We start from the raw sequence: 26,357 nt of genomic DNA, 5'->3' as shown, positions 1-26,357 counted from the left end.
TGCGAGCAGGTCAGTTAGACGCAAGCTGGCGCCCTTCCACGCTCTGGTTCACTTCCATCAGCAGGTCGGCGATCATCGCCTCGCCGTCGGCCTCGGGCATGACGCCCATCAGCGGGGCCATGCGCTGGACGATGCTGCGCATCACCGGTGCGGCAACCCAGCCGCCGGTGGCGTAGCCGTGGGTTTCCTTGGTCGGCTTCGGTTCGTCCACCATGACGAAGACGACGTAGCGCGGCGCGGTCATGGGAAAGGCGCCGACGAAGGAGGCGATGCGCGAATTGCGGGAGTAGCCGCGACCGGCCAGCTTCTCGGCGGTGCCGGTCTTGCCGCCGACGATATAGCCCTCGGCGTTGGCCTTGCGCGCGGTGCCCTGGGAGACAACCAGACGCATGAGCCTGCGCACCGTCGCCGAGGTGGACTCGGAGATCAGGCGGGTTCCCTCCGCCGCCCGCGCGGGATCGCGCTTGAGCAGCGTCGGGCGTACCGCCGTGCCGCCGTTGACCATGGCCGACATGGCCGCAGTGAGCTGCACCGGCGAGACCGCCAGACCGTGCCCGAAGGAGATGGTCATGGTGTTGATCTCGCGCCAGGGCGAGGGGATCAGGGGCTGGCCCACTTCCGGCAGTTCGATGCTGGCCGGCTGCAGGAGGCCGAGGCGCTTCAGGAAAGCCTGCTGCGCCGGCGTGCCCGCGTCCATGGCCATGTGGACGGTCCCGATGTTACTGGAATACATCAGAATTTCCGGGATCGAGAGCCACCGGTTCTTGGGCTTGAAGTCGCGGATGGTGAAGCGCGAGATCCGGATCGGCTTGCGCGTGTCATAGCCGTCCCGGAGCGTCACCACGCCCTCGTTGAGGGCCATGGCGGCGGTGAAGATCTTGAAGACCGAGCCCATCTCGTAGATGCCCAGGCTGGCCCGGTTGAAACGGGCATCGGCCGGGGCGGCGGCGGGCTTGGCGGGATCGAAGCTGGGCAGCGATGACAGCGCGACGACTTCGCCGGTCCTGGCATCCATCACCACGCCGGCCGCGCCGATGGCGCTGAAGGTCTCCATGGCCCCGGCCAGTTCCTCGGTCAGGATGTGCTGGATGCGGATGTCCAGGCTGAGTTGCAACGGCTTGGCCGAAGAGCGCAGAACGTCGTCGAAGGACTGCTCGATGCCGGCCAGGCCCTGGTTGTCGACGCCGGTGAAGCCGACCACGTGCGGGGCCAGCGGGCCGTGCGGATAGAAGCGGCGATGCTCGCGCTGAAAGTAGAGACCGGGAATGCCAAGTCGGTTGACCGCATACTGCTGGCGCGGCGTGAGATTGCGCTGCAGCCAGACGAAGGAGCGGTCGCTCGCCAGCCTGGCGCCGAGCTGGGCGGGGCTGGCTTCCGGCAGGACCGCGGCCAGCCGCTCGGCCGCCGCCTCCGGATCGCGGACATGACGGGGATTGGCGTAGAGCGACGCGGTGGGCAGCGTCGTCGCCAGCACGATGCCGTTGCGGTCGACGATGTCGGCACGGCCGGTCTCCAGGCCCTCGGCGCCCAGCGAGCGGGCGATGGAGGGCTCGTGGCGGTCGGTCATGAAGCCGAGATCGACGAGGCGCCAGCCGATCAGCGAGAAGGCCAGCGCAAAGCTGACCGCCGCGACCAGCAGCCGGGTGCGCCCGATCTCCAGGGCCTGTTTGCGGGTGCCGTCCAGGCGCAGTTCGGCCGGGCGCCCGCCCTGCAGGTCGAAGCTCGGCAGGTCGGCCGGTGTTGCCGGGGGCAGGGGCTTGGACTGCGCGCGGACCAGATAGCGACGGATCATCGGGCAAGTCCTTCCCGAGTGTATGCCGGGGCCTCAAAGGACGCCGGTGCGGTGACCAGGGTGGCGGTGCCGCCGGCGGCGGGCGGGGCCGGCTGGTTTTCGGTTTCGCCGGCGTTTCCGGTGCCCCCGGGGCCGTCTTCATCCTCCCCGCGCGGCAGCGGCAGGTCGGCGAAACCGACGATCCGCTCGGCCGGGATCGGGCCGAGCTTAAGGTGGCGCTCGGCCAGCGAAGCGATCCGCGCCGGGTTGTTCAGATAGCTCCACTCCGCTTCCAGGACGTGGATGGCTTCCTGATCGCGCAGGATGTCGCGGTGCACGCCTTTGATTTCGGCTTCCAGCTCCGTCACCTCTTGCTTGATCTGAAAGAGCGTGAGGGCGGTGACCGAGCCGGCGAGCACCCAGCAGAAGATGACGAAGCGCCTCATGACGGCCTCGCTTCCCGACGCGGCGGGCTGGCGCTGCGTTCTGCGGCGCGCAGATGGGCCGAGCGGGCGCGGGGGTTGTCCCGGCACTCCGCCTCGCCGGCACGCTTGCTGCCGCGGAAGAGCAGGCGAAAGGTCGGTTGCTGGTCAGGGTCCTGGCGCGCAGGCGGCAGATGGCGCGATCCGCCCGCGGTCTCGCCGCTGCGCGCGCGCAGAAAATGCTTCACCTGGCGGTCTTCAAGGGAGTGAAACGACACAACCGCCAGCCGGCCGCCGGGGGCCAGCAGCGCTTCGGCTGCTTCCAGCCCGCGCTCGAGCTCGCCCAGCTCGTCGTTCACGTAAATGCGCAGGGCCTGAAAGGTGCGGGTTGCCGGGTCGATGGCCTTGGCGCCGCCATGCCGCGGGCCCGGCTTCACCGCGCCGCGCACCAGGTCAGCCAGTTCCCCGGTGCGCGTGATTGCCTTGTCGCGCCGCGCCTCGACGATGGCCTTGGCGACCTGCCGGGAACGCCGTTCCTCGCCGAAGCGATAGATAATGTCAGCCAACTCCGTCTCGGGCAGGGAGTTCACCACCTCGGCGGCGCTTGGCCTCTGGTCCGGGGCCTCGCCGTCTTCCGGTCCTTCCATGCGCATGTCGAGCGGGCCGTCGAAGCGGAAGGAAAAGCCGCGTTCGGGTTCGTCGAGCTGCATGGAGGAGACGCCGAGGTCGAGGGCGATGCCGTCCACCGGCCGCGCCACGCGTCCGGCCAGCAGGGCCTCCATCTCGCCGAAGCGGCCTTCGAGGATATGCAGGCGGCCGGGATAGTGCTCCGCCATCCGGCGCCCCTGCCGGACGGCCTGACGGTCGCGGTCGATGCCCCAGACAGTGCAGTCGGCGGCCTCCAGAATTGCGCGGCTGTAGCCGCCGGCCCCGAAGGTGCCGTCAACGTAAATGGCGCCGTCGCGCGGCGCCAGGGCTTCCAGCACTTCGGCAAGCAGGACCGGCTTGTGTGGACTGCCGGGCATGTCGGTCCGCGCCGTCATCGCGAGCCTCCGGCCCCGGCGGGGATGGTCAGGCGCTGCGCGCGGGCGCGGTCGCGGGCGGAAGCCTTGTGGCGCTCCAGGGCGCCGGGCTCCCAGATCTGAAACAGCTGACCCATACCGACGAAGGCGGCGCGGTCGGTGATGCCGGCATGCTCGCGAAAGCCCTGCGGCAGCATGATGCGGCCGGTGCCGTCGAAGGGCAGCTGCTGGGAATCCGAAAAGATCGTCGTCGCCAGGTCGTCGTGGATTTCCGAGAACAGGTCGATCTCCGACACGCGGGCGATCATCTGCTCCATGAAGTCCATGCCGCAGCCCTCGATCGCATCGGCGCGATGCGAGCGGAAGGCCACAATGCCGCTGAACGACAGGCCGGCGAGCGACTGGCGGAAGACAGCAGGGACGGAAACCCGCCCCTTCTGATCCACCTTGTTCTCGAAGGTGCCAATAAAGACCGCCACCTTTTGCCCCCGCGGCTCCTTTCCAGCCGTTGCCCAGGTCTAGCCGTTCCTCGGACTGCCCTGCCCACATGCCTGCTCTTTCCGGCCCCACGATCCGGCAAAAATCGCCGGAGCCTACCCCTAAAATGGGATGATTTGGGATATCATGGGATTTCATGGGTGTCAATGCCGCAACAAGTAATTATTGCGGGTTAACAAGAGCTTAAAGCACTCATTCTGGGGCATTTTTCTGTACTGAAGCCAGTCCTTGTGGGTCAGTTCAGAATATCCACAAGTAAGAGTGACAAGAGATTGGGGCGACAATATGTTCTTTCTTCGTTCCAATCCGGTCAGGCAGTAGGCCTCGGCACGGCGGTGGAGGGGTGGCGGCCGAGGGATCGCGAACGAGATTCCCGTGCCTCGCCAAGGACCCAAGGGCGGTCAAAGCCACAGCTAAGCGGTTGATTTATATAAAGGTAAGCGCCAGACGGCCTGTAAGCCGGGTTCTGTCCCGCGCTTGCGCGCGGGGATGGCCATTCATCTGGGGCGCCCGTTGCCGGGCGCCTCGCGCGATCGACCCGGACGGCGGCGCGAAAACCCGCCTGGCCCCGCCCCCGAAAGGGCTGGCCCGGCCGTCCCTACTTGATCTTGCTCCGGGTGGGGTTTGCCCTGCCGCCGCCGTTGCCGGAGGCGCGGTGCGCTCTTACCGCACCCTTTCACCCTTGCCGGCGCGAGGCCCGAGAGCCTTGAGGCCGGCGGTTTGCTCTCTGTGGCACTTTCCCTGGGGTCGCCCCCGCCGGGCGTTACCCGGCACCCTGTCTCCGTGGAGCCCGGACTTTCCTCCCCCGCCGCCGCAGAGCGCCGGCAAAGGCGGCCATCCGGCCGTCTGGCTCCTGCTAGCTAGGCCCTCTGCCGGCGGGCGTCAACCACTGCCCGTAAATGAGGCCCGTAAAGAGTCTGTTAACACTTCGGTAAGCTCTAGGGGAAATATGAGGCAAAGAGCGACCCTGGGTTGCGCCTATGGAGTAGAGCGGTCAGAACTGCGTCATCAGAAGCAGAAAGACCGCCGACGGCCCGGGGGAGACGGCTGCGGCGGCAACAGGGAAGGCTTGTGCAACACATGAAACGCAGGATCGCGACACCATATGAGCACAGTCTTGAACGCCAGGGGGGTTCCCCTTTCTTACAGCGCTGCAGCTGAGGCCAACCTTTCCGCCAACGCCGGCACGCCCGAACTTCAGGGCAGCGACGCCAATGAGATCTTCTGGGGCGATGCCGGTGTCACCGTCACGATGTACGGCCAAGGCGGCGACGACTTCTACAATCTCTACGCGGCCGGCAACCGCGCCGTCGAAAACGCCAATTCCGGGGTCGACACGGTCAAGACCTGGATGAACTACAGCCTGCCGGACCACTTTGAGAACCTGGTGGTCACCGGCGACGGCCGCTATGCCTTCGGCAACGACGCCGACAACATCATCACCGGCGCCGACGGCCGCCAGACCCTGGACGGGCGGGCCGGAGACGACGTTCTGAAAGGCGGCGCCGGCTCCGATGTCTTCGTCATCGAAAAGGGCATGGGCAGCGACCTGATCCTCGATCTCGAGGGCGGTGACGTCGTCCGCCTCGCCGGCCACAGCTTCAAATCCTTCGGCGATGTTCTGAACAAGGCCACCCAGGTCGGCGACGACCTGCGGATCGGCCTGGGCGACGGCGAGATCCTGGTGCTGGCCGACACCAGGGCGCAGGATCTGAGCGCAAGCCAGTTCCAGGTCGGTATCGACCGCTCCGGGCTCGAACTGACCTTTGCCGAAAACTTCAACACCCTGGACCTGTGGAACGGCCAGAGCGGGACCTGGGACTCGAATTATTGGTGGGGGGCGGAGAACGGCACCACCCTGAACGACGAACTGCAGTGGTACGTCGACCATGACTATGCGCCGACCGCCAGCGCCAACCCGTTCAGCGTCAACAACGGGGTCATGTCCATCACCGCCGAGCGCGCGGCGTCCAACATCAAGCCGGAGATCAACGGCTACGATTACACCTCCGGCATGCTCACCACCTATGAAAGCTTCGCGCAGACCTACGGCTACTACGAGATCCGCGCCGACGTGCCGGATCAGAAGGGTCTCTGGCCGACCTTCTGGCTGCTGCCGGCGGACGGCGGCTGGCCACCGGAGCTCGATATCCTGGAGATGCGCGGCCAGAACCCCACCGAGCTGGTGCTGACCGCCCACTCGGAGGCGACCGGGAGCCATACGCGGGACATCAACATCGCCAAGGTGGCCGACACCTCGGGCTTCCATACCTACGGCGCGCTGTGGGATGCGGAAAAGATCGTCTGGTACTTCGACGGCGTCGAGGTGGGGCGCACCGAAACCCCCGACGACATGCATGACCCGATGTACATGATCGTCAACCTCGCGGTCGGGGGCTTTGCCGGCGCGCCGGTCGAGGGGCGGGAGACTCTGGGCAGCCTCAAGGTCGACTACATCCGAGCGTACTCCTTCGAGGGGGCGACCTATGATCCGGACCGCGACCTCTCCGGCAACGACCGGCTCGTCGGCACCGCGGAGGACGATGTGCTCGCCGGGGGCGCCGGCAAGGACATGCTGCTCGGACGGGCCGGCGACGACCGACTGCTGGGTCAGGGTGGCAACGACACGCTGCGCGGCGAAGCGGGCAGCGACACTCTGGACGGCGGCAGCGGTATCGATACCGCCGACTACAAGACCGAGACGAAGGATTGGCTGATCGACCTGGACGCCGGGGAGGCCAGCGGCGGCAACGATGTCGAGGTTCTGATCTCCATCGAAAACGCCCTCAGCGGCAAGGGAAACGACACCCTCATTGGCGATGACGGCGACAACAGGCTGGTGGGCAATGGCGGGCGCGACCGCATCGAAGGCGGTCTGGGCGACGACCGCCTGACCGGCGGGGGCATGGCCGACACCTTTGTGTTCGGCCGGCTGGACCGGGCCGGCGGTGACGGCGACGACCGCATTTCCGACTTCAACAAGTGGGGCGACAAGCTCTCGTTCAAGGATCTCGTCGACCGCGACGATGACTCCGACGTCGACCTCGACGATCTGCTGGCCAGTGTGTCCAGGGTCGCCGACAAGGGTGCGGGGAAGTCTGTGGTGGTGGACTTCGACAACGGCGCCTCGGTGGTCTTTGCCAAGGCTGGCACCGGGGCCGTGGAGTCGCTCACCGATCTCGTGAACGACGCGGAAACTCAGATCCTGATCAGCTCGACGAGTTGAGGCTAGGCGGCTAAGCGCCGCCACCGGCCTCCAGCATCGCAAGGAGGCCGGCCAGGCGGCCGCGCGTTTCCGCGTCGGCCTCGCCGGTGACCGCGGCCGGGCGGTAACGGCGTTGGAAGGCGCGGATGACCGCCGGCAGATCCTCCTCGACATAGCCGTAGCCGACGGCGCTCAGGCCCGAAGCCACGGCGTCCGCGGAGAGCGCCCCGGCCTCCCTTTGCTCTCCGGGCCAGAGACCGATGCCTGCGGCGGCCAGGGCGGGCCAGTCGAACAGTTCGCCCGGGTCCTCCTTGCGCAGCGGCGCGACGTCGGAATGGCCCAGCACCCGCGCCGGCGGGATCGCATGGCGCGCGACAATGTCTTCGGCGAGCTGTATCACCGCCGTCATCTGGGCGGCGGGGAAGGGGCGGTAGCCGAACTCGTGGCCGGGATTGACGATCTCGATGCCGATGGAGCGGGCGTTGATGTTGCTCGCCCCCTTCCAGAGCGCGACGCCGGCGTGCCACGCGCGCCGGTCTTCGTCGACCAGTTGAAAGATGCGCCCGTCCTCTTCGACGCAGTAGTGCGCGCTGACCTTGGCCGCAGGGTCGCACAGGCGCGCCAGCGCCGCCGCGCCGCTCTCCATGCCGGTATAGTGCAGCAGCAGGATATCCACGGCCGGCCCGTCCGGTCGCGGGTCGTGGTTCGGCGAGGGGCGCTGGAGGATCGAAAGGGCGCTCATTGACCGTGTGGTGACGGTCTGAAGCGCCCGAGTCAAGTACCGGAACCCGCTTCAGCCCAGCGCAGAGAGAATCGCGGGGCTGTCGACGACCCTTGCGAACTCGGTGTTCAGCGTCGTCAAGTGGACACGGTGGACAACCTCGGCGGGGATCGTCTGCCGGTCCCGCGTCTTCAGGTCGAAGGTGGCGCAGGCATCGGCGACGACCAGCACCTCGAAGCCCAGATTGGATCCGACCCGCACCGTGGTCGAGACGCACTTGTCGGTGGTGAAGCCGAAGACCACGATCTGTTCGATCTCCTCTTTGCGCAAGTCGGCCTCAAGGCCGGTGCCGATGAAGGCCGCATTCACGGTTTTCTCGACCAGGGCTTCGCCGTCCCGAGGTCCGAAGCCGGGCTTGAAGGCGTTGCCGCGTCTTTCGGGGCGCAGCGGGGAGTTCGCTTCGACGGAGTTGTGTTTGACGTTGACAACCGGCCTGCCGGCGCCGCGCCAGGCCGCGATCAGGGCCAGCGCCTTGCGCTCCATCTCCGGATTGTTGCGCCGGCCCCAAAACGGGTCATCGAAGGCCTGTTGGATGTCGATGGGCATCAGTACGGACTTGCTTGCCAGCATCGCTAGACTAAGCTCCCTCTTCGGTCAACGGCGCGGCGAGCCTAGGGTAGATCACGGACTACCGGACCGCCTGCGGCAGTCCGGTAAACCCAGTGACTCCACTCTAGGGCCTCCGGGCGCCGGCCGGCAGTCGGCAATGTGACCGGCAGCCCGGCATTCCGCCGGGAAGAAGCCGGGAAGAGGCCGGGAAGAGGCCGGAACGAGAAGGACGATCCAGATGAAACGCCGGCTTGACGACATAGACCGCGCAATTCTCGGCCGGCTGCGCGCCAACGCGCGTGAGCCGCTTTCCGCGCTGGCCGCCAAGGTGGGGCGCTCGCGCAGCGCGGTGCAGGAGCGTCTGCAGCGTCTGGAACGGGACGGCGTCATCGCCGGCTATACGCTTCGGTCCGGCACGCCGCGGCAGGCCGCCGGGCTGCAGGCCTATCTCTTCATCAAAATGACCGGCCCTCTCTGCGCGCGGATCGCGCCGCAGATCGAGCGCTTTCCCGAGGTGCAGCGCTGCGTCAGTCTGGCCGGGGACATAGACATGGCGCTGCTGGTGGATGTAGAGGACATCGCCGCGTTGGAGGAACTGCGCGAGCGCATCGCCCGGATGGCCGATATCGTTACAGTCACCACCGCCCCGATCCTCTCGGTCCATTTCGACAGGCGCTGAAACGCCTTACAGCCGCCCCGCCTCCGGGGACGTGGCCTTGGGACGTCTGAGGATGATGATCGCCACGCCGGCGACGGTCACAAGGCCGCCGATGACGAGATTCACGGTCAGCGTCTCACCCAGAAAGACAATGCCGGAGAACACGCCGAAGACCGGGATCAGCAGCATCGCGGGCATCACCTGGTTCATCTGGTAGCGGCGCAGCAGCCAGTACCAGGCGCCATAGCCGACCACCACCACCGCCACGGCCTGGTAGACGATGGCGAAGTAGGCCCAGAAGCCGGCGTTGCGCAGCGCCTCGACCTGCCCTTCCTCGATCAGCAGGGAGGCCAGCGCAAGCTGCGGCGTCGCGAAGACGGCGATCCAGGCATTCAGGGTGAAGCCGTCCACCGGCGGGTCCAGACGCTTGATCTGAACGTTCGCGACCGACCACATGCAGGCGGCGAAGATGACGAAGGCGAGGGCCAGGTACTGTCCGCCAAGGCGCGGCTCGCCCGCGATGATGGCGACGCCGGCGAAGGCCAGCAGCATGGCGAGACCGCGGCGCCAACCGAGCTTGTCGTTGAAAAAGAACGCGGCCAGCAGCGCGGCGAAGGGCACCTGCAGCTGGATCGCGATGGCTGCCGTCGCCGCGTCCAGCGTCGTCAGCCCGGTGAACATAAAGGCGAAGTGGAGGATGCCCAGAGTGAAGGAGATGGCGATCAGCGGCAGCCATTGACCGTGCGGGCGCTTGGCGAACGGGAGGAGGAGCGCGGCCACCAGCAGGAAGCGCAGGGCCATGAAGATGAGGGGCGGAAGCTCCTCCAGCCCGGTCTTGGCGACGGCGAAGTTCAGCCCCCAGACCGCCATCACACCGAAGAGCACGACGGTGTCGAGGGCGCGCAGCTGACCCTCCGCCACAGGGGCGCCGCTGTTCATTGGGTCAGGGCTTCCCGCAGCGACTCCAGCTCCAGCCAGCGCTCTTCGGCGGCCTCAAGCTCCGCATGCAGTTGTGCCAGGTCTTCGGTGGCGCGGGTGAAGGCGCCGGGGTCGCGGCTGAAAAGCTCCGGATCGGCGAGGTTGCCTTCCAGCTTTGCGACCGCGGTCGTCAGCTTCTCGATGCGTGCCGGCAGCGCGTCCAACTCCCGCTGGTCCTTATAGCCCAGCTTGTTGCGGCTGCGCGCCTTTGTTTCGCTGCCTTTTTGGGTTTCGCTGCCTTTTTGGGTTTCGCCGCCTGTCTTGCCGGCCTTTGCCGGCGATTGCCTGGCGGGGCGTGTCGCTGCACCGGCCGCCTTGCGATGGCGCTGGTAGTCGCTGTAGCCGCCCGGCACCTCAAGCGTGCGGCCGTCCCCCTCCATTGCGATGACGGCGGTGACCAGGCGGTCCAGGAAGTCGCGGTCGTGGCTGACCAGGATCAGCGTGCCCTCGTAATCGTCGATCACCTCCTGCAGCAGATCCAGGGTTTCCATGTCCAGATCGTTGGTCGGCTCGTCCAGAACGAGGAGATTGCTCGGCCTGGCGAAAAGCCGCGCCAGCAGCAGGCGCGCTTTCTCGCCGCCGGAAAGGGCCTTGACCGGCTGGCGGGCCTGGCCTTCCTCGAAGAGGAAGTCCTTCAGATAGGAGACGACGTGGCGCTGGCGGCCGCGCACCAGAAGCGTGTCGCCGCCGTCCGGGATGAGGCTTTGCCAGAGGCTGGCCTCCGGGTCCAGGCTCTCGCGCCGCTGATCGAAGTAGAGCGGCGCCACGTTGCTGCCGAGGCGCAGGCTGCCGCTGTCCGCCGCGAGGGCGCCGGTCAGGATCTTCACCAGGGTGGACTTGCCGGCGCCGTTGGGCCCGATGATGCCCAGACGGTCGCCGCGGCGGATGCGGGTGGAGAAGTCTTTGAGGATCGGCAGAGGGCCCTCCGGCCCTTCGAACACCTTGCTGATGTCCGTCGCTTCGATGACGAGGTCTCCGCTGCGTCCGCTGCTCGCGCTTTCCAGCTTCGCGGTGCCGGTCTGGCGCAGCCACTCGGCGCGTTCTCTGCGCAGGCCCTGCAGCCGGGCGAGGCGGCCCTGGTTGCGCTTGCGCCGCGCGGTGACGCCGCGCTGCAGCCAGCGCTCCTCGCGCACGATCTGGCGGTCCAGCTTGTGCTGGGCTTCCGCTTCGCGCTGCTGCAGTTCCTCGGCCCAGGCCTCGAAGTATCGGAACGACTTGTCGAGGCGCCGCAGCCGACCGCGGTCGAGCCAAAGGGTTGTGTTGGTGAGGTTACCCAGAAAGCTGCGGTCGTGACTGATGACCAGCAGTGCGCCGCGGAAGCGCTGCAGTTCGCCTTCGAGCCACTCGATGGTCGGCAGGTCCAGGTGGTTGGTCGGCTCGTCGAGCAGAAGGATCGCCGGGTCGCCGAGCAGGCAGCGGGCCAGCGCCGCGCGGCGGCCTTCGCCGCCGGAAAGACTGTTCAGGCGGCGCGTGCCGTCCAGACTGAGCCGCAGGAGGGCCGCCTCCACGGCGTGCGGCGGGGCGTCGGGGCCGCCGGCCGGGTCCTGCGCCACATAGTCGGCGACACTGCCGCCGCCGGAGAAGTCGGGGTCCTGCGGCAGATAGGAAACCACCGTGCGCGGTTGTACGAAGCGCTCGCCGCCGTCCAGATCCTGCAGCCCGGCGATCACCTTCAGAAGGCTCGACTTGCCGCTGCCGTTGCGCCCGACGAGGCAGGCCCGCTCCCCCTTCGACAGCGTCAGGGAAAGGCCGTCGAACAGCGGCCGGTCGCCGAAGCGCAGCCGCGCGCCGTTCAGCGCGATCAGCGGGGGATCGGTCGCCACGGTCAGCGAATCCCGCGCAGCTTGCGGATCTCGTCGTAGGCGGCGTTGATCTTGGCCAGCTTCTCGTTGGCCATCTCCACGAACTCGGGCGGCATGCCCTGGGCGACAAGGCGGTCCGGATGGTTCTCCACGACCAGCTTGCGGTGGGCGGCCTTGACGGCTGCGTCGTCGGCATCGCGGTCGACACCCAGGATGCGGAACGGATCGCTGTCCGCGGCAGCGACATTGGCGGCGCGGATGCGGTCCCAGTCATGGGCGTCGAAACCGAAGATGACCGCCAGGCTCTCCAGATAACCCAGTTCGTCCGCGCTCACGGTCCCGTCGGCCCGGGCGATGTGGAAGAGGCCGCCCAGGAGTTCTTCCAGGACCGCGGGGTTGTCGGCGAACATGCGCGCCAGCTGCTTGGCATAGGGTTCGTAGCCGCCCGCGTTCTTGCGCGCCTGATCGAAGACGCGCCCGACGTTCTTCATCTCCTCCGGCGGAATGCGGAACACCTGCTTGAAGGCGTCGACCTCGTCGCGGGTCACCTGTCCATCCGCCTTCGCCAGCTTGGCGCCGAGCACGATGACGCCGATGGTAAAGGCGATCTGCTTGGTGGCATCGGCCGTCTCGGCCGTGGCCGTGCCGCCGCTCATCTTGTCGACGGCATGGCCGGCGACGGCGCCGATCAGCGCACCGAGCGGACCGCCCAGGGCAAAGCCTGCGGCGCCTCCGAGTATCTTCCCCCAAACGCTCATGATTTCGCTTAGTTTTCGAGATGCAACATGCGGACTGCGCTATCAGCATGGCGGCGGTGGCCCGGCCGCGTCAAGCGTACAGCAATGTGCCCGGTGTTCTCTTCCGCAAATCGGGCTGCGGTTCCGCAATTCAGCCGGAAAGCGCGGACATGCGGCCCAGGCCGGGCAGTTTCACCGCGAGGTCCAAGGGGTCGATCCCGAAGGTGAGGCCCAGGATGTTGATCTCCAGCCCTTCTTCCACCGCGACCAAACCGCCGAGCAGCCCGAACAGCGAAACCTGGTATCCGGTGCCGCTGGGGGCCGGCGCCACAAACTCCGTTGGCCCAAGGTAGTCCTTTCCGACCGCCGTCGGCGGCAGGTCCAGGTTCAGCGCCGGCACCTGGCGGGCAATGGTGGCGGTGAAGGTGTTGGAATTGGGTCCCGGCCAGGTCTTGTACTCCCGGGCATAGGCATAGCTGGCGATGGCCGCATTGATCTGATCGATCGCCGCCTCCGCCTCGGACCCGCGCAACTCGGCATAGAGTTCCGGCTTGGCGCCGAACCAATAGCGGTCCGGCGGGCCACCGCGCTGTCTGACGGCTTGCCCGCTGTGCCAGAAGCGCCAGCCGGTGACCTCGTGGGTCGTGTAGCTGTCCGCGCCCTGGGGCTTGACGGAGATCCAGGTATGCACGGCGAAGGCGCCGCGCCAGCGCACGGTGCGGGCGCCGTAGACCTGAACGATCGCTTCCGGCGTCGCGGCCGGGTCGGGCGCAAGGCCAGCGCTCCCGCGGGACCCGGTCTGCCAGCTACGGTCCAGGGACACGTCGTCGGTCATCGTCGCCAGCGCCGGGCCTGCCAGCAGGAAGGCCAGCAGCAGCACCAGACGGCGCAGGTTAAGGGCAAGTATTGCCAAGGTCGGATCTCCCGAACGCGACACCCTATCATTACCTAAGGCGCGAGGCTGGCCATGCAATGTGGCAAGGTGATGGCGGAACCGACCTGGGGTTTCGTTGCCGCGTGCTTCGTTGCTCCGCGCGGATGCTCTCGAGAGCCAGGCAACGGCCGCCTGGGCACCGCCGGGCCGCTTCCGCCGTCTTTCATTAAAGCTTTGTGACATCGTGACTTTTCGCGCTTCGGCTTGATCTGCGTCATGGGCGCTGGAAGGTGGCTCAAGCACATTCCGGGCGAACGATCCGAAACCGGATCAGCCATGGGAGGAGGCAGACGATGCGGAGCATTGACAGGTTTGCCAACAAGTTTGCCGACAAGACTCTAGACAAGGTGTCTGGAATGACCCGGCGACAGGTTCTGCGGTCTTCTCTGGCGGCTGGCGTGTCAGCGGGACTGGCGGCCTTGCTGCCCGGTGCCGCAGCAGCCCAGACCTCCGGGGCCACCGCGGGCAGCGTCCGGGTTCTCACCAATTCCCACTGGGGCGCTTTCGAAGCCATCGTCAGCGAAGGGCGGCTGACCGGGGTGATTCCCTTTGCAGCCGACACCCATCCCTCGCCGATGATCCAGAACTTTCCGGCGCTGGTCACCGACCGCACGCGCATCGCCCAGCCCATGGTGCGCGAGGGATGGCTGCGGCGGCGTCTGGACAGCGACCGCACCGCCCGCGGCAGCGAGCCCTTTGTCGCGGTGGGTTGGGACGAGGCGCTGGATCTTGTGGCCGAGGAGCTCACGCGCATTCGCGCCGCGTATGGCCACGAGTCGGTCTTCGGCGGGTCCTACGGCTGGGGCAGCGCCGGGCGATTCCATGTCAGCGACAATCTCACAAACCGCTTCCTGGCGCTCACCGGGGGCTACACCGGCAGTGTCGGCAACTACTCCTACGGTGCGGGCATGGTGTTGCTGCCGCGCGTGCTGGGCTCCAACCAGGCGATCAGCGGGCCGTTGACCAACTGGTCGGTGATCGCCGAGCACAGCGACCTGGTCGTCCTGTTCGGCGGTGCGGCCTTCAAGAACGGACAGATCAGCTGGGGCGGTACCGGCGCGCACACCACCGAGCCCGCCATGCGCGCCGCCCACGCGGCCGGCGTAAAGTTCGTCTCCGTCAATCCCGTGCGTGAGGACGACGCCGAAACGGTGGGCGCGGACTGGCTGAAGATCCGCCCTAACACCGACACCGCCTTGATGCTGGCGCTCTGTCATGAACTGCTGTCCGGTGGAAAGGCCGACGAGGCTTTTCTGGCCCGCTGCACCGTCGGCTGGGAGCGCGTGAAGGCGTATCTGACCGGCGAGAGCGACGGTGTTGCCAAGAGCGCCGACTGGGCCGCAACGATCACCCAGATCCCCGCTGAAGAGATCCGGGCTCTGGCCGCCCGCATGGCCCGGGGCCGCACCATGATCATGACGGCCTGGTCGCTGCAGCGCGCCGATCATGGCGAGCAGCCCTGGTGGGCGACGATTCTGCTGGCCAGCGTGCTGGGGCAGATCGGCCTGCCCGGCGGCGGCTTCGGCTTTTCCTACACCTCGACCAACGGCGTGGGGATGCCGGTCGGCGGCCACTCTTTCCCGAGCCCGAGACGCGGGCGCAACCCCGTGAAGCGCGACATTCCCGTTGCGCGCGTCGCCGACATGCTGCTGCAGCCCGGCGAGACCGTGGACTTCAATGGACGCGAAGTCACCTATCCGGAGATCCGCTACATCCACTGGGCCGGCGGCAACCCCTTCCACCACCATCAGGACCTCAACCGGCTGAGCCGCGCCTGGGCGGTGCCGGAGACCATTGTGGTGCAGGAGCCCTGGTGGACGGCAACCGCCAGGCGCGCCGACATCGTGCTGCCGGTGACCACGACGCTGGAGCGCAACGACATCGGCGCTTCGGTGCGCGACCGCTGGGTGGTGGCCATGAAACAGGCCATCGCGCCGGTCGGCCAGGCGCGCAACGACTTCGATATCCTCGCCGACCTTGCCGAGCGTTTCGATCAGCGCGCCGCCTTTACCGAGGACCGGAACGAGATGCAGTGGCTGCGCCATATCTGGGACCGGGGCCGCCAGCGCGGCGCGCGCAGCGGCCTGACGATGCCCGACTTCGATACTTTCTGGGCCGAAGGTGCGTTCGAGGTTCCCGCCGGTAACGAGGACTTCGTCTTCCTGGCCGACTTCCGCGCCGACCCCGAGGGCAATCGGCTGCGCACGCCCTCCGGCCGTATCGAGCTGTTCTCGGAGACCATTTCAGGCTTCGGCTATGCGGACTGCCCGGGCCACCCGGCCTGGCTGGAACCGCGGGAGTGGCTCGGCGCGGCTGCACAGACGCAGGCGGCACCGCTGCACCTCATCTCGAGTCATCCGCGCCTGCGCCTGCACAGCCAGATGGACAACGCGCCTCTGGCGCGCGCCGCCAAGATCGCCGGGCGCGAGCCGGTCATGATTCATCCGGAAGATGCCGCGGCCCGCGGGATCGAGGCCGGTGAGGTGGTGGAGATCTTCAACGCGCGGGGCCGGCTGCTGGCCGGCGCCACCTTGACGGAGCGGGTGCGCCCGGGGGTCATCGTGGTCTACGAGGGGGCCTGGCTCGACCGCGACCCGGAACGCGGGCTCGACCGCCACGGCAATCCCAACATGGTGACCGCCGATCATGGCACCTCGAGCCTGACTCAGGGCTGTGCTGCGCAAAGCTGCCTGGTGCAACTCCGCCGCCACGATGGCCCGGCGCCGCCGGTCAGGGCGTTCGAGCCGCCTGCGACGGTGCGATCGCCCGCCCCCTAAGCCTCGCCCCGACATGCAGAGACCGAGAGACTGGAGAGACAGACCATGCCCCTCGTGACACCTGGAGACAGCGCCTTGCAGCGGTTGCGCCGGACGATCCGCGAGACGGCGCCGCGCCCGGTCGGCCGCCGTCATGCGATCCTCTCATTTGCCGGCGGGCTGGTGCTGCTGGCCAGCCCCCGCTTCGCCGCGGAGGTCCTTGCCGCCCCCGCGCTGCCGCCCGTGCGCTGCCCGGACACCGAGTGCGGTTACCTCTACGATCCTTCCTTCGGCGATCCCGATGGCGGCATCCCGCCCGGCGTCGCATTCGAAAACCTGCCGGACGACTGGGAATGCCCGGAATGTGGCACGCCGAAAGAGCTTTGGTAGAGATGTTTCAGCGTCGACGCCGACCGCCACTGACGCAACCCCGGCTGCCGACCGCATCTCGCCCTCGGGTTGCTTGGCTCTAAAGAATTATTAACCATAGGATTTGCATACTCGGCATTGCAGAAAGCAGTGCCCGAACGCCGCACCGCGCGGGGTCCAGGGCGGAACGTCCCAAGGACACAAGCACCCGATGTCAGGCACCAACGGCGAAGCGCGGATCATCGACGGATTGGCCGAGGAAACCGCCGGTCTGGGAGTCGAGATCGTCGATGTCGCCGGCGATATCGAAAAGGTTTCGCAGCAGATTGCCCAGCAGGCCGAAGCCTTCCGCGGCATGGTGCACTCTGCCGGGCAGGTGAACGAAAGCAACAGCCGGATCGCCTCCGCGGCGGGCCAGGCGCGCGAAAAGGCCTCGCAGACCGCCGAAAGCGTGCGCAACTCGGAGCAGACGGTGCAGACGGCGGTCAAGGACATCCATGCCTTGGTCGAAGCCGTGGCCGTTATCGAATCACAATTGGGTGGTCTTCAGGAGGCCCTGGCCGAGGTCGCGCAGGTCGCCTCCGGCATCGAAGCGATTGCAAAGCAGACCAACCTGCTGGCGCTCAACGCCACCATCGAAGCTGCGCGGGCCGGCGATGCGGGCAAGGGCTTTGCCGTGGTCGCCGGCGAGGTCAAGGCGCTGGCCGCCCAGACCGCGACCGCCACGGCGCAGATCGACGACACCCTGAAGCGGCTCACCGGGCAGGCCGAACAGTTGATCGCACAAGGGAGCGAGACGACCGGTAGGGCCGAGTCGGTGCGCAGCGGCACCCAGACCATCGGCGCAGTGATCGGCGCCGTCGGAGAGGCCGTGACCGGCATCGAGGAGGACACCGCGGCGATTGCCGAGAGCGCGCGGAGCATCGACGAGGACTGCGGCGGTTTCGTCGCCACGCTGGAATCCATGAACGGCGAAGTGGCGACCGCCAGCGACACCCTGAGGGCCGCGCGCGACCGGGTGAACCGCCTGATCGCTGTGAGTGAGAAGGTGATCTCTCTCACCGCCCAGAGCAGCCTGAACAGCGTCGACGGACCCTTCATCGCCAAGGTGAAGGCGGTGGCTGCAGCGGTGTCGGAGGCTTTCGAGCGGGCGCTCAGCGAGGGGCGCATCGCGGAAGCCGCGCTGTTCGACCAGGACTACAAGCCGATTCCCGGCAGCGATCCGGAACAGCTGATGGCAGGCTGCGTCGCGCTGACGGACGACGTCCTGCCGGCGATCCAGGAACCGGTGCTGGACTTCGACGAGCGGGTGGTGTTCTGCGCCTGCGTCGATGTGAACGGCTATCTGCCCACCCATAACCTGAAGTTCGCCCAGCCCCAGGGCGACGACCCGGTGTGGAACGCCGCCAACTGCCGCAACCGCCGTATCTTCGATGACCGCGTCGGCCTTGCCGCCGGACGGAACACCGAGCCCTTCCTGTTGCAGACCTATCGCCGCGACATGGGGGGCGGCACCTTCGTGATGATGAAGGATGTTTCGGCCCCGATCATGGTTGCTGGCAAGCACTGGGGCGGTCTGCGCCTGGCCTACAAGGTCTGACGCTCCGCGGCGGCGGGCGCTGCCTTCCGCTTGCCTATCGACCCCGTGGGGCGCATCGCCTAAGCTGGCGCTGCCGCGCGACACCCGTCCCGGGTATCGCCGTTCTCTCGCAGGACTTTCCGCTTTTGCTGTCGGAGGCTGACATGCAGCTTTTCTACTCGCCCACGTCGCCCTATGCCCGCAAGTGCCGCGTCGTCGCGCGGGAGCGCGGCCTGCAGGACCGGATCGAGGAAACGTCGCTCAATCCCTATGACGACCCGGGCGAACTGCAGGCGAAGAACCCGCTCGGCCGGGTTCCGGCCTTGGTGCTGGACGACGGCACGGCACTCTTCGACAGCCCGGTGATCTGCGAGTATCTCGACGGCCTGGGATCGGCGCCGGCGATGATCTCCGCGAGCGGCGCGGAACGCTTTCGGGTGCTGGTCGCCGCCGCGCTGGCCCAGGGCATGACCGATTCCGCCTTGAACGTCACCATGGAGGGGCGCCGGCCGGAGGGCGAGCGCTCCCCCGCGGCGGTCGCGCGCTGGGAAGGCTCCATCCTGCGCGGACTGGACGCGATGATGGATCATCTCTCCGGGCTGCCCGGCGACCTGACCCTGGGACACGTCGCCTGCGGCTGCGCGCTCGGCTATCTGGATCTGCGCCACGGCCACCTGAACTGGCGCGGTGGCCGTGAGCCCCTGGCCGCATGGTTCGAGGCCTTCAACGCCCGGCCCTCCATGCGGGAAACCGACCCCAACTGAGACGCTTGGAGGGCAGCAGGCCGAGGGCCGTCACCATGCCGAGGGTCACCAGTCCGCCGCCGAGGAGTTCGCGCCAGCCCGGCACCTCGCCGAGCAACGGATAGGCCAGGGCCAGGGCGATGGCGGGGACCAGGGTGACGAAGACCGCGCCGCGCCCGGCCCCCAGCAGCGCCACCGCGCGGCTGTAGCAGACCAGCGCCAGGATCGCCGCGACGAGGCCCTGAAACACGGCTTGTTCGGCGACTTCACCCAGGGGCGCGGTGAAGAGCTGCGGCTCTGCGGTGAGCAGGTAGATCGGTCCGTAGATCAGCAATGACAGCACCGAGACCAGCGCCGTGGCCTGCAGGGGGTCGGCGCCCCAGGCGCGCAGAGCAACGGTGTAGCTGGCCCAGAGCAGGCCGCCGCAGGCGAACATCAGGTGGCCTTTCCACTGTTCGGCCTGATAGTCCCCAAAGGTCTGCGTGCCGATCAACAGCACGCCGGTCAGCATCAGGGCGATGCCGGTCAGGCGTTGGCGCGGCGGGCGGTCGCCCAGCAGCAGCCAGCCGCCCAGGGTCGCGAAGACCAGCATGCAACTCGGTCCGATGATGCCGCCCTGACCGGCCGGTGCGTAGGAAAGCCCGCCGGCGGTCACCAGCACATAGGGCGCGCCGGCGCCGAGGCTGAGGAACAACGCCCGCCCCCAGCCGAGGCCGCCAGTTCCCAGATTGCCGGTTCCGTTTCGGATCACCAGCGGCAGCAGGATCAGCCCGGCGACCAGGAACCGCAGGGCGGCAATGTCGGCGACGGCCAGGCTCTGGCGGATGCCGAGCGCCGAGACCACCGGCCAGGCCCCCCAGATCAGGGATGCGGTCAGGCCATAGAGTACCGCCGTCGGCAGGGCAGGGGCCTGGGTTTCGGAAAGATCGGTCATGGCAGCGGCATCCCTTGTCTGGTTGTCTCCAAGGGACAAACCTAGAGATTCGCCGTGCCGCCAACCGGCGAATTTTGATTTCAGGCGACGAAATTATGCGTTCGAGCGGGAAAATCGATGATAATCTGCATAAATGGATGATTTGGACCAGTTCGACGTCGCATTGCTGGATCAGCTTCAGCGCGACAACCGCCAGACCTCGGAGGCTTTGGCCGCCGCCGTCGGTCTTTCCGCCACCGCCTGCCAGCGCCGTATGAAGCGGTTGCGGGAGGCCGGCTACATCGCCGCCGATGTTTCGATTCTCGACCCGGCCAAGGTCGGGCGGCGCACCACCTTCATCGTGCAGGTGGATCTCGTCCGCGGCCGCGCCGATATCGTCGACGGCTTCAAGCGGGACATGCTGAAGGTCCCGGAGGTGCAGCAGTGCTATTACGTCACCGGCGAGGCCGACTTCGTCTTGATCGTGATCGCCGAGGACCTTGCACACTATGAGCAACTCACCCGGCGGCTGTTCTACGGCAACAACGTCATCGGCAAGTTCCACACACAGGTGGTGATGGACAGCGTTAAGTTGGGCCTAACCGTTCCCCTCTAGGCTTCGCGCCGGAAAAGGGGAGGACTCCGTGCCGGACTGGCTCGTTTTCCTGTTGCTCGCGGTCTCAGCGCTTTGGCTGGGGCGCTGTGTGCTCGCCCTGCTGGAGCAGCGGCGCTGCGGCGGGCTGTGCGTCCTGCCGTTGGTCGCGGCGGTCGTCTTGTTCAGCGATCTGCCGGACATGGGCATCCACCTCTATGATCTCGCTTCCTTGGCCATCGGGTCCGTCAACCTGCCCCAAGGCCTTACCGGCACGCTGTTGATGGCCGGGGTGATCTTTGTCTTCGTCCTGGCCTCTCTCCACGGTCTGCTGCGGCTCTACGAGCGTGCGAAGCGCAGGCGCCGCGAAGACAGAGCGGCAGCGACTGCCGAAGCGACTGCCACCTCGATCGGAGACGGGGGCCTCGCAGCGGAAGACTGGCAGCGGCTTCTGAAGCGGGCCGACCGTCGCCTGGACCAAAGCGACGATGGACTCGATATGGGCGGCGCCGACACGGACTAAACGCTCCAACGGCTCTTCCGATGTCTCGTGCGAGACAACGTTGACAATTTATCGATAAAATGTCTTTGTAAGGGAGCGCCGAAAGGGCGCTTTCACATCAAAGGTCGGGACCGAAGGGGCAGGGCAATGGACGGCGACGCGCGGGCTGCGGCATGGCAATTCTGGATCGACCGGGGTGGGACCTTTACCGACGTGGTGGCGCGGCGGCCGGACGGCGGTCTGGTGACTCACAAGCTGCTGTCGGAGAACCCGGAGCAGTACAAGGACGCCGCCGTCCAGGGCATCCGCGAGATTCTGGGCCTGGAAAAGGACGCGGCTCTGCCGCCGGGTGCCGTCGCGGCGGTGAAGATGGGCACCACGGTGGCCACCAACGCGCTGCTGGAGCGCAAGGGCGACCGCACGCTTCTCGTCACCACGGAAGGCTTCGGCGACATCCTGCGCATCGGCTACCAGAACCGCCCTAGGCTTTTCGACCGCCACATCGTGCTGCCGGAGATGCTCTACGAGCGCGTCGTCGAGGTGAGCGAGCGGGTCTCCGCCCAGGGCGAGACCGTGACGCCTTTGGAAGAGGAGCCGGCGCGCGCCGCCCTGAAGGCGGCCTACGACGACGGCATCCGCGCCGTCGCCATCGCCTTCATGCACGGCTACCGCTTTCCGGATCACGAGAAGCGCATCGCCGCCATCGCCGAAGAGATCGGCTTCACCCAGATCTCCACCAGCCACGGCGTCAGCCCGCTGATGAAGCTGGTCAGCCGCGGTGACACCACGGTGGTCGATGCCTACCTCTCGCCGATCCTGCGGCGTTATGTCGACCAGGTGGCGGGGCAGCTCGACGCGGACGATACCGAAGGCCCGCGGCTCATGTTCATGCAGTCCAACGGCGGCCTCACCGACGCGCGGCTGTTCCAGGGCAAGGATGCCATTCTTTCCGGTCCCGCCGGCGGCGTGGTCGGCATGGTGCGCACGGCGGCCATGGGCGGCTTCGAGAAGCTGATCGGCTTCGACATGGGCGGTACCTCCACCGACGTCTCCCACTACGACGGCGAGTACGAGCGCACTTTCGAGACCCTGGTGGCCGGGGTGCGCATGCGCGCGCCGATGATGCACATCCACACGGTGGCCGCCGGCGGCGGCTCGATCCTGCACTTCGACGGCGCGCGCTACAGGGTGGGCCCGGATTCCGCCGGGGCCGACCCGGGCCCCGCCTGCTACCGCCGCGGCGGCCCGCTCGCCGTGACCGACTGCAACGTCATGCTGGGCAAAATCCAGCCGGCCCATTTCCCGAAAGTCTTCGGCCCCAAGGCGGACGAGGCCCTGGACGCCGAGGTGGTGCGGGCGAAGTTCGCCGCCCTGGCCGAAGAGATTGCCGGGGCGACCGGCAAGCCCAAGACCTCGCCAGAGGCGGTGGCCGAGGGCTTCCTGCGCATCGCCGTCGAAAACATGGCCAACGCCATAAAGAAGATTTCGGTCCAGCGCGGCTACGACGTGACCGAGTACACGCTGAACTGCTTCGGCGGGGCCGGCGGGCAGCATGCCTGCCTGGTGGCCGACGCGCTGGGCATGACCAAGGTCTTCCTGCATCCCTTCGCCGGCGTGCTCTCGGCCTACGGCATGGGCCTGGCCGACGTGCGGGCGATCCGCGAGCGCCAGGTCGAAGCGGCCTTTGCCGAAGCGGTGCTGGCGGAGATCGAGGCGGCTTTTGAAGAGCTTGCCGTCGGTGCCAAGGACGAGGTCCTGGCCCAGGGCGTGGCGCCCGCGCGCATCGCGCTGGTGCGCAAGGTTCAGCTCCGCTACGAGGGCACCGACAGCCCGCTGCAGATCGACTTCGCCGATCTCGAAGCCATGCAGGCGGCCTTCGAGAAGGCGCACAAGCAGCGTTTCGGCTTCATCGCCCCGGACCGCAAGCTGGTGGTGGAGGCGGTCTCGGTGGAAGCCATCGGCTCCACCGAGGAGGTCGCCGACCCCGAGCGGGCCGTGCCTGCCGATGCCGTCGCAGCCGAACCGCTCGACCGGGTGGCCATGCATAGCCATGGCGAAAGCCACGACACGCCCCTCTACGATCGCGAGGCCCTGCTGCCCGGCCAGAAAGTGGATGGCCCCGCCGTCATCATCGAGGCCACCGGGACAACCGTCGTCGAGCCGGGCTGGCAGGCGGAGATGACGCCGCGCGGCCACCTGGTGCTGACCCGCGTGGTGGCGCGCCCCAAGACCGAGGCCGTCGGCACCGAGGCCGATCCGGTGATGCTGGAGGTCTTCAACAACCTCTTCATGTCCATTGCCGAGCAGATGGGCGCGACGCTTTCCAACACCGCCTACTCGGTGAACATCAAGGAACGGCTGGACTTCTCCTGCGCGATCTTCGATCCCGCCGGCAACCTGGTGGCCAACGCGCCCCACATGCCCGTCCACCTAGGTTCCATGGGCGAGTCCATCAAGACGGTGATCCGCGAGAACGCCGGCAGCATGAAGCCGGGCAACGTCTACGCCCTGAACGCGCCCTACAACGGCGGCACTCATCTGCCCGATGTGACCGTGATCACCCCGGTCTTCGACGACGTGGGGCAGGAAATCCTCTTCTACGTCGGCTCGCGCGGCCACCATGCCGACATCGGCGGGCGCACGCCGGGCTCGGCGCCGCCGGATTCGACGGTCATCGAGGAGGAGGGTGTCCTCATCGACAACTTCCTGATGGTGGAGGAGGGGGTGCTGCGCGAGGCGGAGACCCTGGCGCTGCTGAAGTCGGGCAAGTATCCCTGCCGCAATCCGCAGCAGAACATGGCCGACCTCGGCGCCCAGATCGCCGCCAACGAGACCGGCGTGCAGGAGGTGCGCAAGATGCTCGCCCACTTCGGCTTCGACGTGGTGCAGGCCTACATGCGCCACGTGCAGGACAACGCCGAGGAGTCGGTGCGCCGGGTGCTGGACGTGCTGAAGGACGGCGCCTTCACCTACCCGCTGGACAACGGCAGCCAGATCCAGGTGAAGATCACCGTGGACAAGGCCGCGCGCGAGGCGACCATCGACTTCACCGGCACCTCGCCGCAGGACCGCGGCAACTACAACGCGCCGACGGCGGTCTGCAAGGCTGCGGTGCTCTACGTCTTCCGCACCCTGGTGGAAGACGAGATCCCGCTGAACGAGGGCTGCCTGAAGCCGCTGAAGCTGGTGATCCCGGAACGCTCCATGATCAGCCCGGTCTATCCGGCGGCCGTCATCTCCGGAAACACCGAGGTCTCCCAGTGCATCACCGATGCGCTCTACGGCGCGCTGGGCGTGCTGGCCTCGGCGCAAGGGACCATGAACAACTTCGTCTACGGCAACGAGCAGTATCAGAACTACGAGACCATCTGCGGGGGTACCGGCGCCGGGCCGGACCACGACGGCACGTCCGCCGTGCACTCCCACATGACCAACACCCGCATGACCGACCCGGAGGTGCTGGAGTGGCGCTTCCCGGTCCGGCTGGAGACCTTCCGCATCCGCCACGGCTCCGGCGGCGCGGGGCGACACCGCGGCGGCGACGGCGTCATCCGGCGCATGCGTTTTCTGGAGCCCATGACCGCCACCATCCTTTCGCTGCACCGGGCGACCGACCCTTACGGCCTCGACGGCGGTGCCCCGGGGCGACGCGGTCGCAACGCGGTGGTCCGCGCCGACGGAACCGTCGACGAGCTGAAGGGGAGCGACGAGACGGAGATGAACGCCGGCGACGTCTTCGTCATCGAAACGCCGGGTGGCGGCGGCTACGGGCTTGCGGCGGAGCGTGCGGAGGCGGCGGAATGAGCAAGGACGGCACGACGGTGAAGAAGAAGGCGGCCCCCAAGGAAGGGGGACGCCAGGCCCCCAGCGCGCAGGCGCGACAAGCTATCGTTTCCTCCGCCCACCTGGTGTCGGAGCGGGCGGCGGAGCTGAGCTCCTTCGAATACGGGCTCTACGTCGCCTCCAACGCTTTCGAGCGCTGGATCGTGCGCTGCATGGCGGCGGCCGGTCAGCCGGAACTGGGCGCCCTCGATGTCATGGTGGTGCACAGCGTGAACCACCGCGCCCGCGACAAGCGCCTGGCGGACATCTGCTTCGTCCTCAACATCGAGGACAGCCACACGGTGAATTACGCGCTGAAGAAGCTCAGCCGCCTCGGCCTCGTCGCCGGCGAGAAGCGCGGCAAGGAGATCTTCTATGCGACGACGAAGGAGGGCGAGGCGCTCTGCCTGAAGTACCGCGAGGTGCGCGAGGCCTGCCTGGTGAATTCCTTCAGCGCCTTCGCCGGCAGCCAGGGCGAGGACTTGAACGAACAGATCGGCCAGGCCGCCGACCTGCTGCGCGCCCTCTCCGGGTTGTACGATCAGGCAGCCCGCGCGGCGACGAGCCTTTAGGGCGTTTGTTCCAAACGGCGGATGGCCTTCGCCGCATCGGCATCGCCCTTCTGTGCCGCCTTTCGGTACCATTCCAAGGCGTGTTCATGGTCTTGTTCGACGCCGATTCCGCTTTCGTAGAAGTAGCCCATGTTGTACAGCGCCTTGGGATTTCCGTTGTCTGCGGCTTTCTTTATCCACCGCATACCCTCAAGCAGGTCTTCTTCGACTCCTCGGCCGTAGAGATACATGACCCCAAGCGCGTTCTGGGCCTCAGGCTCTCCCTGGTCGGCGGCGAGACGAAACCAGTCAGCAGCTTCGTCGTCATCCTGCTCGATACCTTCGCCCAACCTGTACATGCCGCCGAGATTCAGCTGCGCCGTGGCGTCCCCGGCCTCGGCAGCTTCACGGTACCAGCGAAGGGCTTCGGAGTAGTCCTGCTCAACACCGAGGCCATGTCGATAGAGGTTAGCGAGCTCAGTCTGTGAGTCTTTATGTCCTTGCTCAGCGGCGAGACGAAGCCACGTGGCAGCCTCCGCGTAGTCCTGATCGACGCCAAGCCCTGTCAGGTAGAGCTGTCCAAGGTTCGCATAAGCATGAGTGTTGCCTTGCGCTGCGGCGAGGCGATACCAACGCTGGGCCTCATCAAGGTCGAGGTCAACGCCCAAGCCGAAGTGATGCAGAAAGCCCATGGCGTTCTGTGCTTCCGGGACACCGGCTTCCGCTGGCGCACGGTTCCAATGCAATGCCTTCTGGTAGTCAAGCTCAACGCCAAATCCAAACGCATACATAAAGGCAAGCTCCGCCATTGCCTGGAGGTTGCCTTCGTCAGCGGCGTCCTGCAGGTAACCGATGGCGCGCTCTGGTGCGCCGTCGAGCATGTGTTTTCGGGTGATGCTTTGCCGTAGCGCATCGTTGTGGAGATCGCCGGAAATTGCGGTCTCGCACTGCGCCCAGGTTTCTGCAGACGCAGGTGCGGCGGCGGCGGCTCTGAGCTCCGCGATGCAGCGTTCTGACAATATCGGCGCATCCTGCGCCAAGCTTTCTGTGGTTGCAGTCATTGCCCAGGCGCCGGCGGCCAACCCGATCCAGAACGCTCGCCTCATCTGTTGACCCTATCGATCGATTTTGTTGTCTTCCCCCTGCGCGCATTCTACCGTCGATTGTTATGGC

At 67.1% G+C, this 26,357-nt stretch carries 22 protein-coding genes and 1 other RNA gene; 10 read left to right on the top strand and 13 right to left on the bottom strand.

Annotated features, from left to right (window positions below; all coding sequences use genetic code 11):
- Positions 1–10: 10 nt before the first annotated feature.
- The 5 genes from ACO06P_RS08885 to rnpB form a co-directional block, all read right to left on the bottom strand.
- Positions 11–1,792, bottom strand: coding sequence for a peptidoglycan D,D-transpeptidase FtsI family protein (locus ACO06P_RS08885; RefSeq protein WP_420349756.1), 1,782 nt, complete (start codon positions 1,790–1,792; stop codon positions 11–13).
- A complete protein-coding gene (gene ftsL / locus ACO06P_RS08880) occupies positions 1,789–2,217 on the bottom strand; it encodes a cell division protein FtsL (protein ID WP_420349755.1) in 429 nt (142 codons plus the stop codon). Before ftsL ends, ACO06P_RS08885 begins: the two co-directional genes overlap by 4 nt.
- Positions 2,214–3,236: a 16S rRNA (cytosine(1402)-N(4))-methyltransferase RsmH gene (gene rsmH / locus ACO06P_RS08875; protein ID WP_420349754.1), complete on the bottom strand. Its 1,023-nt coding sequence runs from the start codon at positions 3,234–3,236 to the stop codon at positions 2,214–2,216. The genes ftsL and rsmH overlap by 4 nt, the downstream gene beginning before the upstream one ends.
- Entirely contained in the window at positions 3,233–3,694 is a 462-nt protein-coding gene (locus ACO06P_RS08870) for a division/cell wall cluster transcriptional repressor MraZ (RefSeq protein ID WP_420349753.1), read from the bottom strand. Before ACO06P_RS08870 ends, rsmH begins: the two co-directional genes overlap by 4 nt.
- Positions 3,695–4,152: 458 nt before the next feature.
- Positions 4,153–4,563, bottom strand: an RNA gene (gene rnpB, locus ACO06P_RS08865) — RNase P RNA component class A.
- Between the two features lie 255 nt (positions 4,564–4,818).
- On the opposite strand from rnpB, the gene ACO06P_RS08860 reads away from it, so the two are divergent.
- Entirely contained in the window at positions 4,819–6,939 is a 2,121-nt protein-coding gene (locus tag ACO06P_RS08860) for a family 16 glycosylhydrolase (protein WP_420349752.1), read from the top strand.
- A gap of 10 nt (positions 6,940–6,949) precedes the next feature.
- Here the strand turns inward: ACO06P_RS08860 and ACO06P_RS08855 are convergent, their stop codons facing one another.
- Both ACO06P_RS08855 and ACO06P_RS08850 read right to left on the bottom strand, forming a co-directional pair.
- Positions 6,950–7,660: an N-acetylmuramoyl-L-alanine amidase gene (locus ACO06P_RS08855; protein WP_420349751.1), complete on the bottom strand. Its 711-nt coding sequence runs from the start codon at positions 7,658–7,660 to the stop codon at positions 6,950–6,952.
- 51 nt (positions 7,661–7,711) lie between these two features.
- Positions 7,712–8,269: a cysteine hydrolase family protein gene (locus ACO06P_RS08850; RefSeq protein ID WP_420349750.1), complete on the bottom strand. Its 558-nt coding sequence runs from the start codon at positions 8,267–8,269 to the stop codon at positions 7,712–7,714.
- 217 nt (positions 8,270–8,486) lie between these two features.
- Here ACO06P_RS08850 and ACO06P_RS08845 point away from each other — a divergent pair, with 217 nt between their 5' ends.
- A complete protein-coding gene (locus tag ACO06P_RS08845) occupies positions 8,487–8,927 on the top strand; it encodes an Lrp/AsnC family transcriptional regulator (RefSeq protein WP_420349749.1) in 441 nt (146 codons plus the stop codon).
- A gap of 6 nt (positions 8,928–8,933) precedes the next feature.
- Here the strand turns inward: ACO06P_RS08845 and ACO06P_RS08840 are convergent, their stop codons facing one another.
- The 4 genes from ACO06P_RS08840 to ACO06P_RS08825 all read right to left on the bottom strand — a co-directional run bounded on the left by ACO06P_RS08840 (position 8,934) and on the right by ACO06P_RS08825 (position 13,336).
- The gene (locus ACO06P_RS08840) at positions 8,934–9,845 is read right to left on the bottom strand and encodes a DMT family transporter (RefSeq protein ID WP_420349748.1); all 912 of its coding nucleotides are present in this window, start codon (positions 9,843–9,845) and stop codon (positions 8,934–8,936) included.
- Positions 9,842–11,707, bottom strand: a complete 1,866-nt coding sequence (locus ACO06P_RS08835) for an ATP-binding cassette domain-containing protein (protein ID WP_420349747.1) — start codon at positions 11,705–11,707, stop codon at positions 9,842–9,844. The genes ACO06P_RS08840 and ACO06P_RS08835 overlap by 4 nt, the downstream gene beginning before the upstream one ends.
- A gap of 2 nt (positions 11,708–11,709) precedes the next feature.
- The gene (locus ACO06P_RS08830) at positions 11,710–12,444 is read right to left on the bottom strand and encodes a TerB family tellurite resistance protein (RefSeq protein WP_420349746.1); all 735 of its coding nucleotides are present in this window, start codon (positions 12,442–12,444) and stop codon (positions 11,710–11,712) included.
- 130 nt (positions 12,445–12,574) lie between these two features.
- Positions 12,575–13,336 (bottom strand): DUF3750 domain-containing protein, encoded by a 762-nt coding sequence (locus tag ACO06P_RS08825; RefSeq protein ID WP_420349745.1) that lies wholly within the window; start codon positions 13,334–13,336, stop codon positions 12,575–12,577.
- 377 nt (positions 13,337–13,713) lie between these two features.
- Between ACO06P_RS08825 and ACO06P_RS08820 the strand changes: the two genes are divergently transcribed.
- From ACO06P_RS08820 to ACO06P_RS08805, 4 genes are all read left to right on the top strand, one after another.
- Positions 13,714–16,134, top strand: a complete 2,421-nt coding sequence (locus ACO06P_RS08820; RefSeq protein WP_421935174.1) for a molybdopterin-dependent oxidoreductase — start codon at positions 13,714–13,716, stop codon at positions 16,132–16,134.
- Positions 16,135–16,179: 45 nt separating this feature from the next.
- Complete coding sequence (locus tag ACO06P_RS08815; protein ID WP_420349743.1) at positions 16,180–16,503, top strand: rubredoxin; 324 nt, start codon at positions 16,180–16,182, stop codon at positions 16,501–16,503.
- A 190-nt stretch (positions 16,504–16,693) separates the two neighbouring features.
- Positions 16,694–18,082, top strand: a complete 1,389-nt coding sequence (locus ACO06P_RS08810; protein WP_420349742.1) for a methyl-accepting chemotaxis protein — start codon at positions 16,694–16,696, stop codon at positions 18,080–18,082.
- 143 nt (positions 18,083–18,225) lie between these two features.
- Positions 18,226–18,825 carry a glutathione S-transferase N-terminal domain-containing protein gene (locus ACO06P_RS08805; RefSeq protein ID WP_420349741.1) on the top strand — a complete coding sequence of 200 codons (600 nt, stop codon included), beginning with the start codon at positions 18,226–18,228 and terminating at the stop codon, positions 18,823–18,825.
- Here ACO06P_RS08805 and ACO06P_RS08800 read toward each other — a convergent pair.
- Positions 18,785–19,738 (bottom strand): DMT family transporter, encoded by a 954-nt coding sequence (locus tag ACO06P_RS08800; protein WP_420349740.1) that lies wholly within the window; start codon positions 19,736–19,738, stop codon positions 18,785–18,787. The genes ACO06P_RS08805 and ACO06P_RS08800 overlap by 41 nt on opposite strands.
- Positions 19,739–19,871: 133 nt before the next feature.
- Between ACO06P_RS08800 and ACO06P_RS08795 the strand changes: the two genes are divergently transcribed.
- The 4 genes from ACO06P_RS08795 (at position 19,872) to ACO06P_RS08780 (ending at position 25,205) form a co-directional block, all read left to right on the top strand.
- On the top strand, positions 19,872–20,333 hold the full coding sequence (locus tag ACO06P_RS08795; protein ID WP_420349739.1) for an Lrp/AsnC family transcriptional regulator: 462 nt from the start codon (positions 19,872–19,874) through the stop codon (positions 20,331–20,333).
- A 28-nt stretch (positions 20,334–20,361) separates the two neighbouring features.
- Positions 20,362–20,832, top strand: coding sequence for a hypothetical protein (locus ACO06P_RS08790; protein ID WP_420349738.1), 471 nt, complete (start codon positions 20,362–20,364; stop codon positions 20,830–20,832).
- A gap of 126 nt (positions 20,833–20,958) precedes the next feature.
- A complete protein-coding gene (locus ACO06P_RS08785; protein WP_420349737.1) occupies positions 20,959–24,615 on the top strand; it encodes a hydantoinase B/oxoprolinase family protein in 3,657 nt (1,218 codons plus the stop codon).
- A complete protein-coding gene (locus ACO06P_RS08780; protein WP_420349736.1) occupies positions 24,612–25,205 on the top strand; it encodes a winged helix DNA-binding protein in 594 nt (197 codons plus the stop codon). Before ACO06P_RS08785 ends, ACO06P_RS08780 begins: the two co-directional genes overlap by 4 nt.
- Here ACO06P_RS08780 and ACO06P_RS08775 read toward each other — a convergent pair.
- Positions 25,202–26,290, bottom strand: coding sequence for a tetratricopeptide repeat protein (locus ACO06P_RS08775; RefSeq protein ID WP_420349735.1), 1,089 nt, complete (start codon positions 26,288–26,290; stop codon positions 25,202–25,204). The two genes, ACO06P_RS08780 and ACO06P_RS08775, sit on opposite strands and share 4 nt — an antisense overlap.
- Positions 26,291–26,357 lie beyond the last annotated feature (67 nt).

The organism is Pelagibius sp. (assembly GCF_965227505.1).
In the GTDB taxonomy this organism is placed as follows: domain Bacteria; phylum Pseudomonadota; class Alphaproteobacteria; order Kiloniellales; family Kiloniellaceae; genus Pelagibius.
The sequence above is the reverse complement of the archived record's forward strand: the minus strand, read 5'-3'. Positions and strand labels throughout refer to the sequence as shown.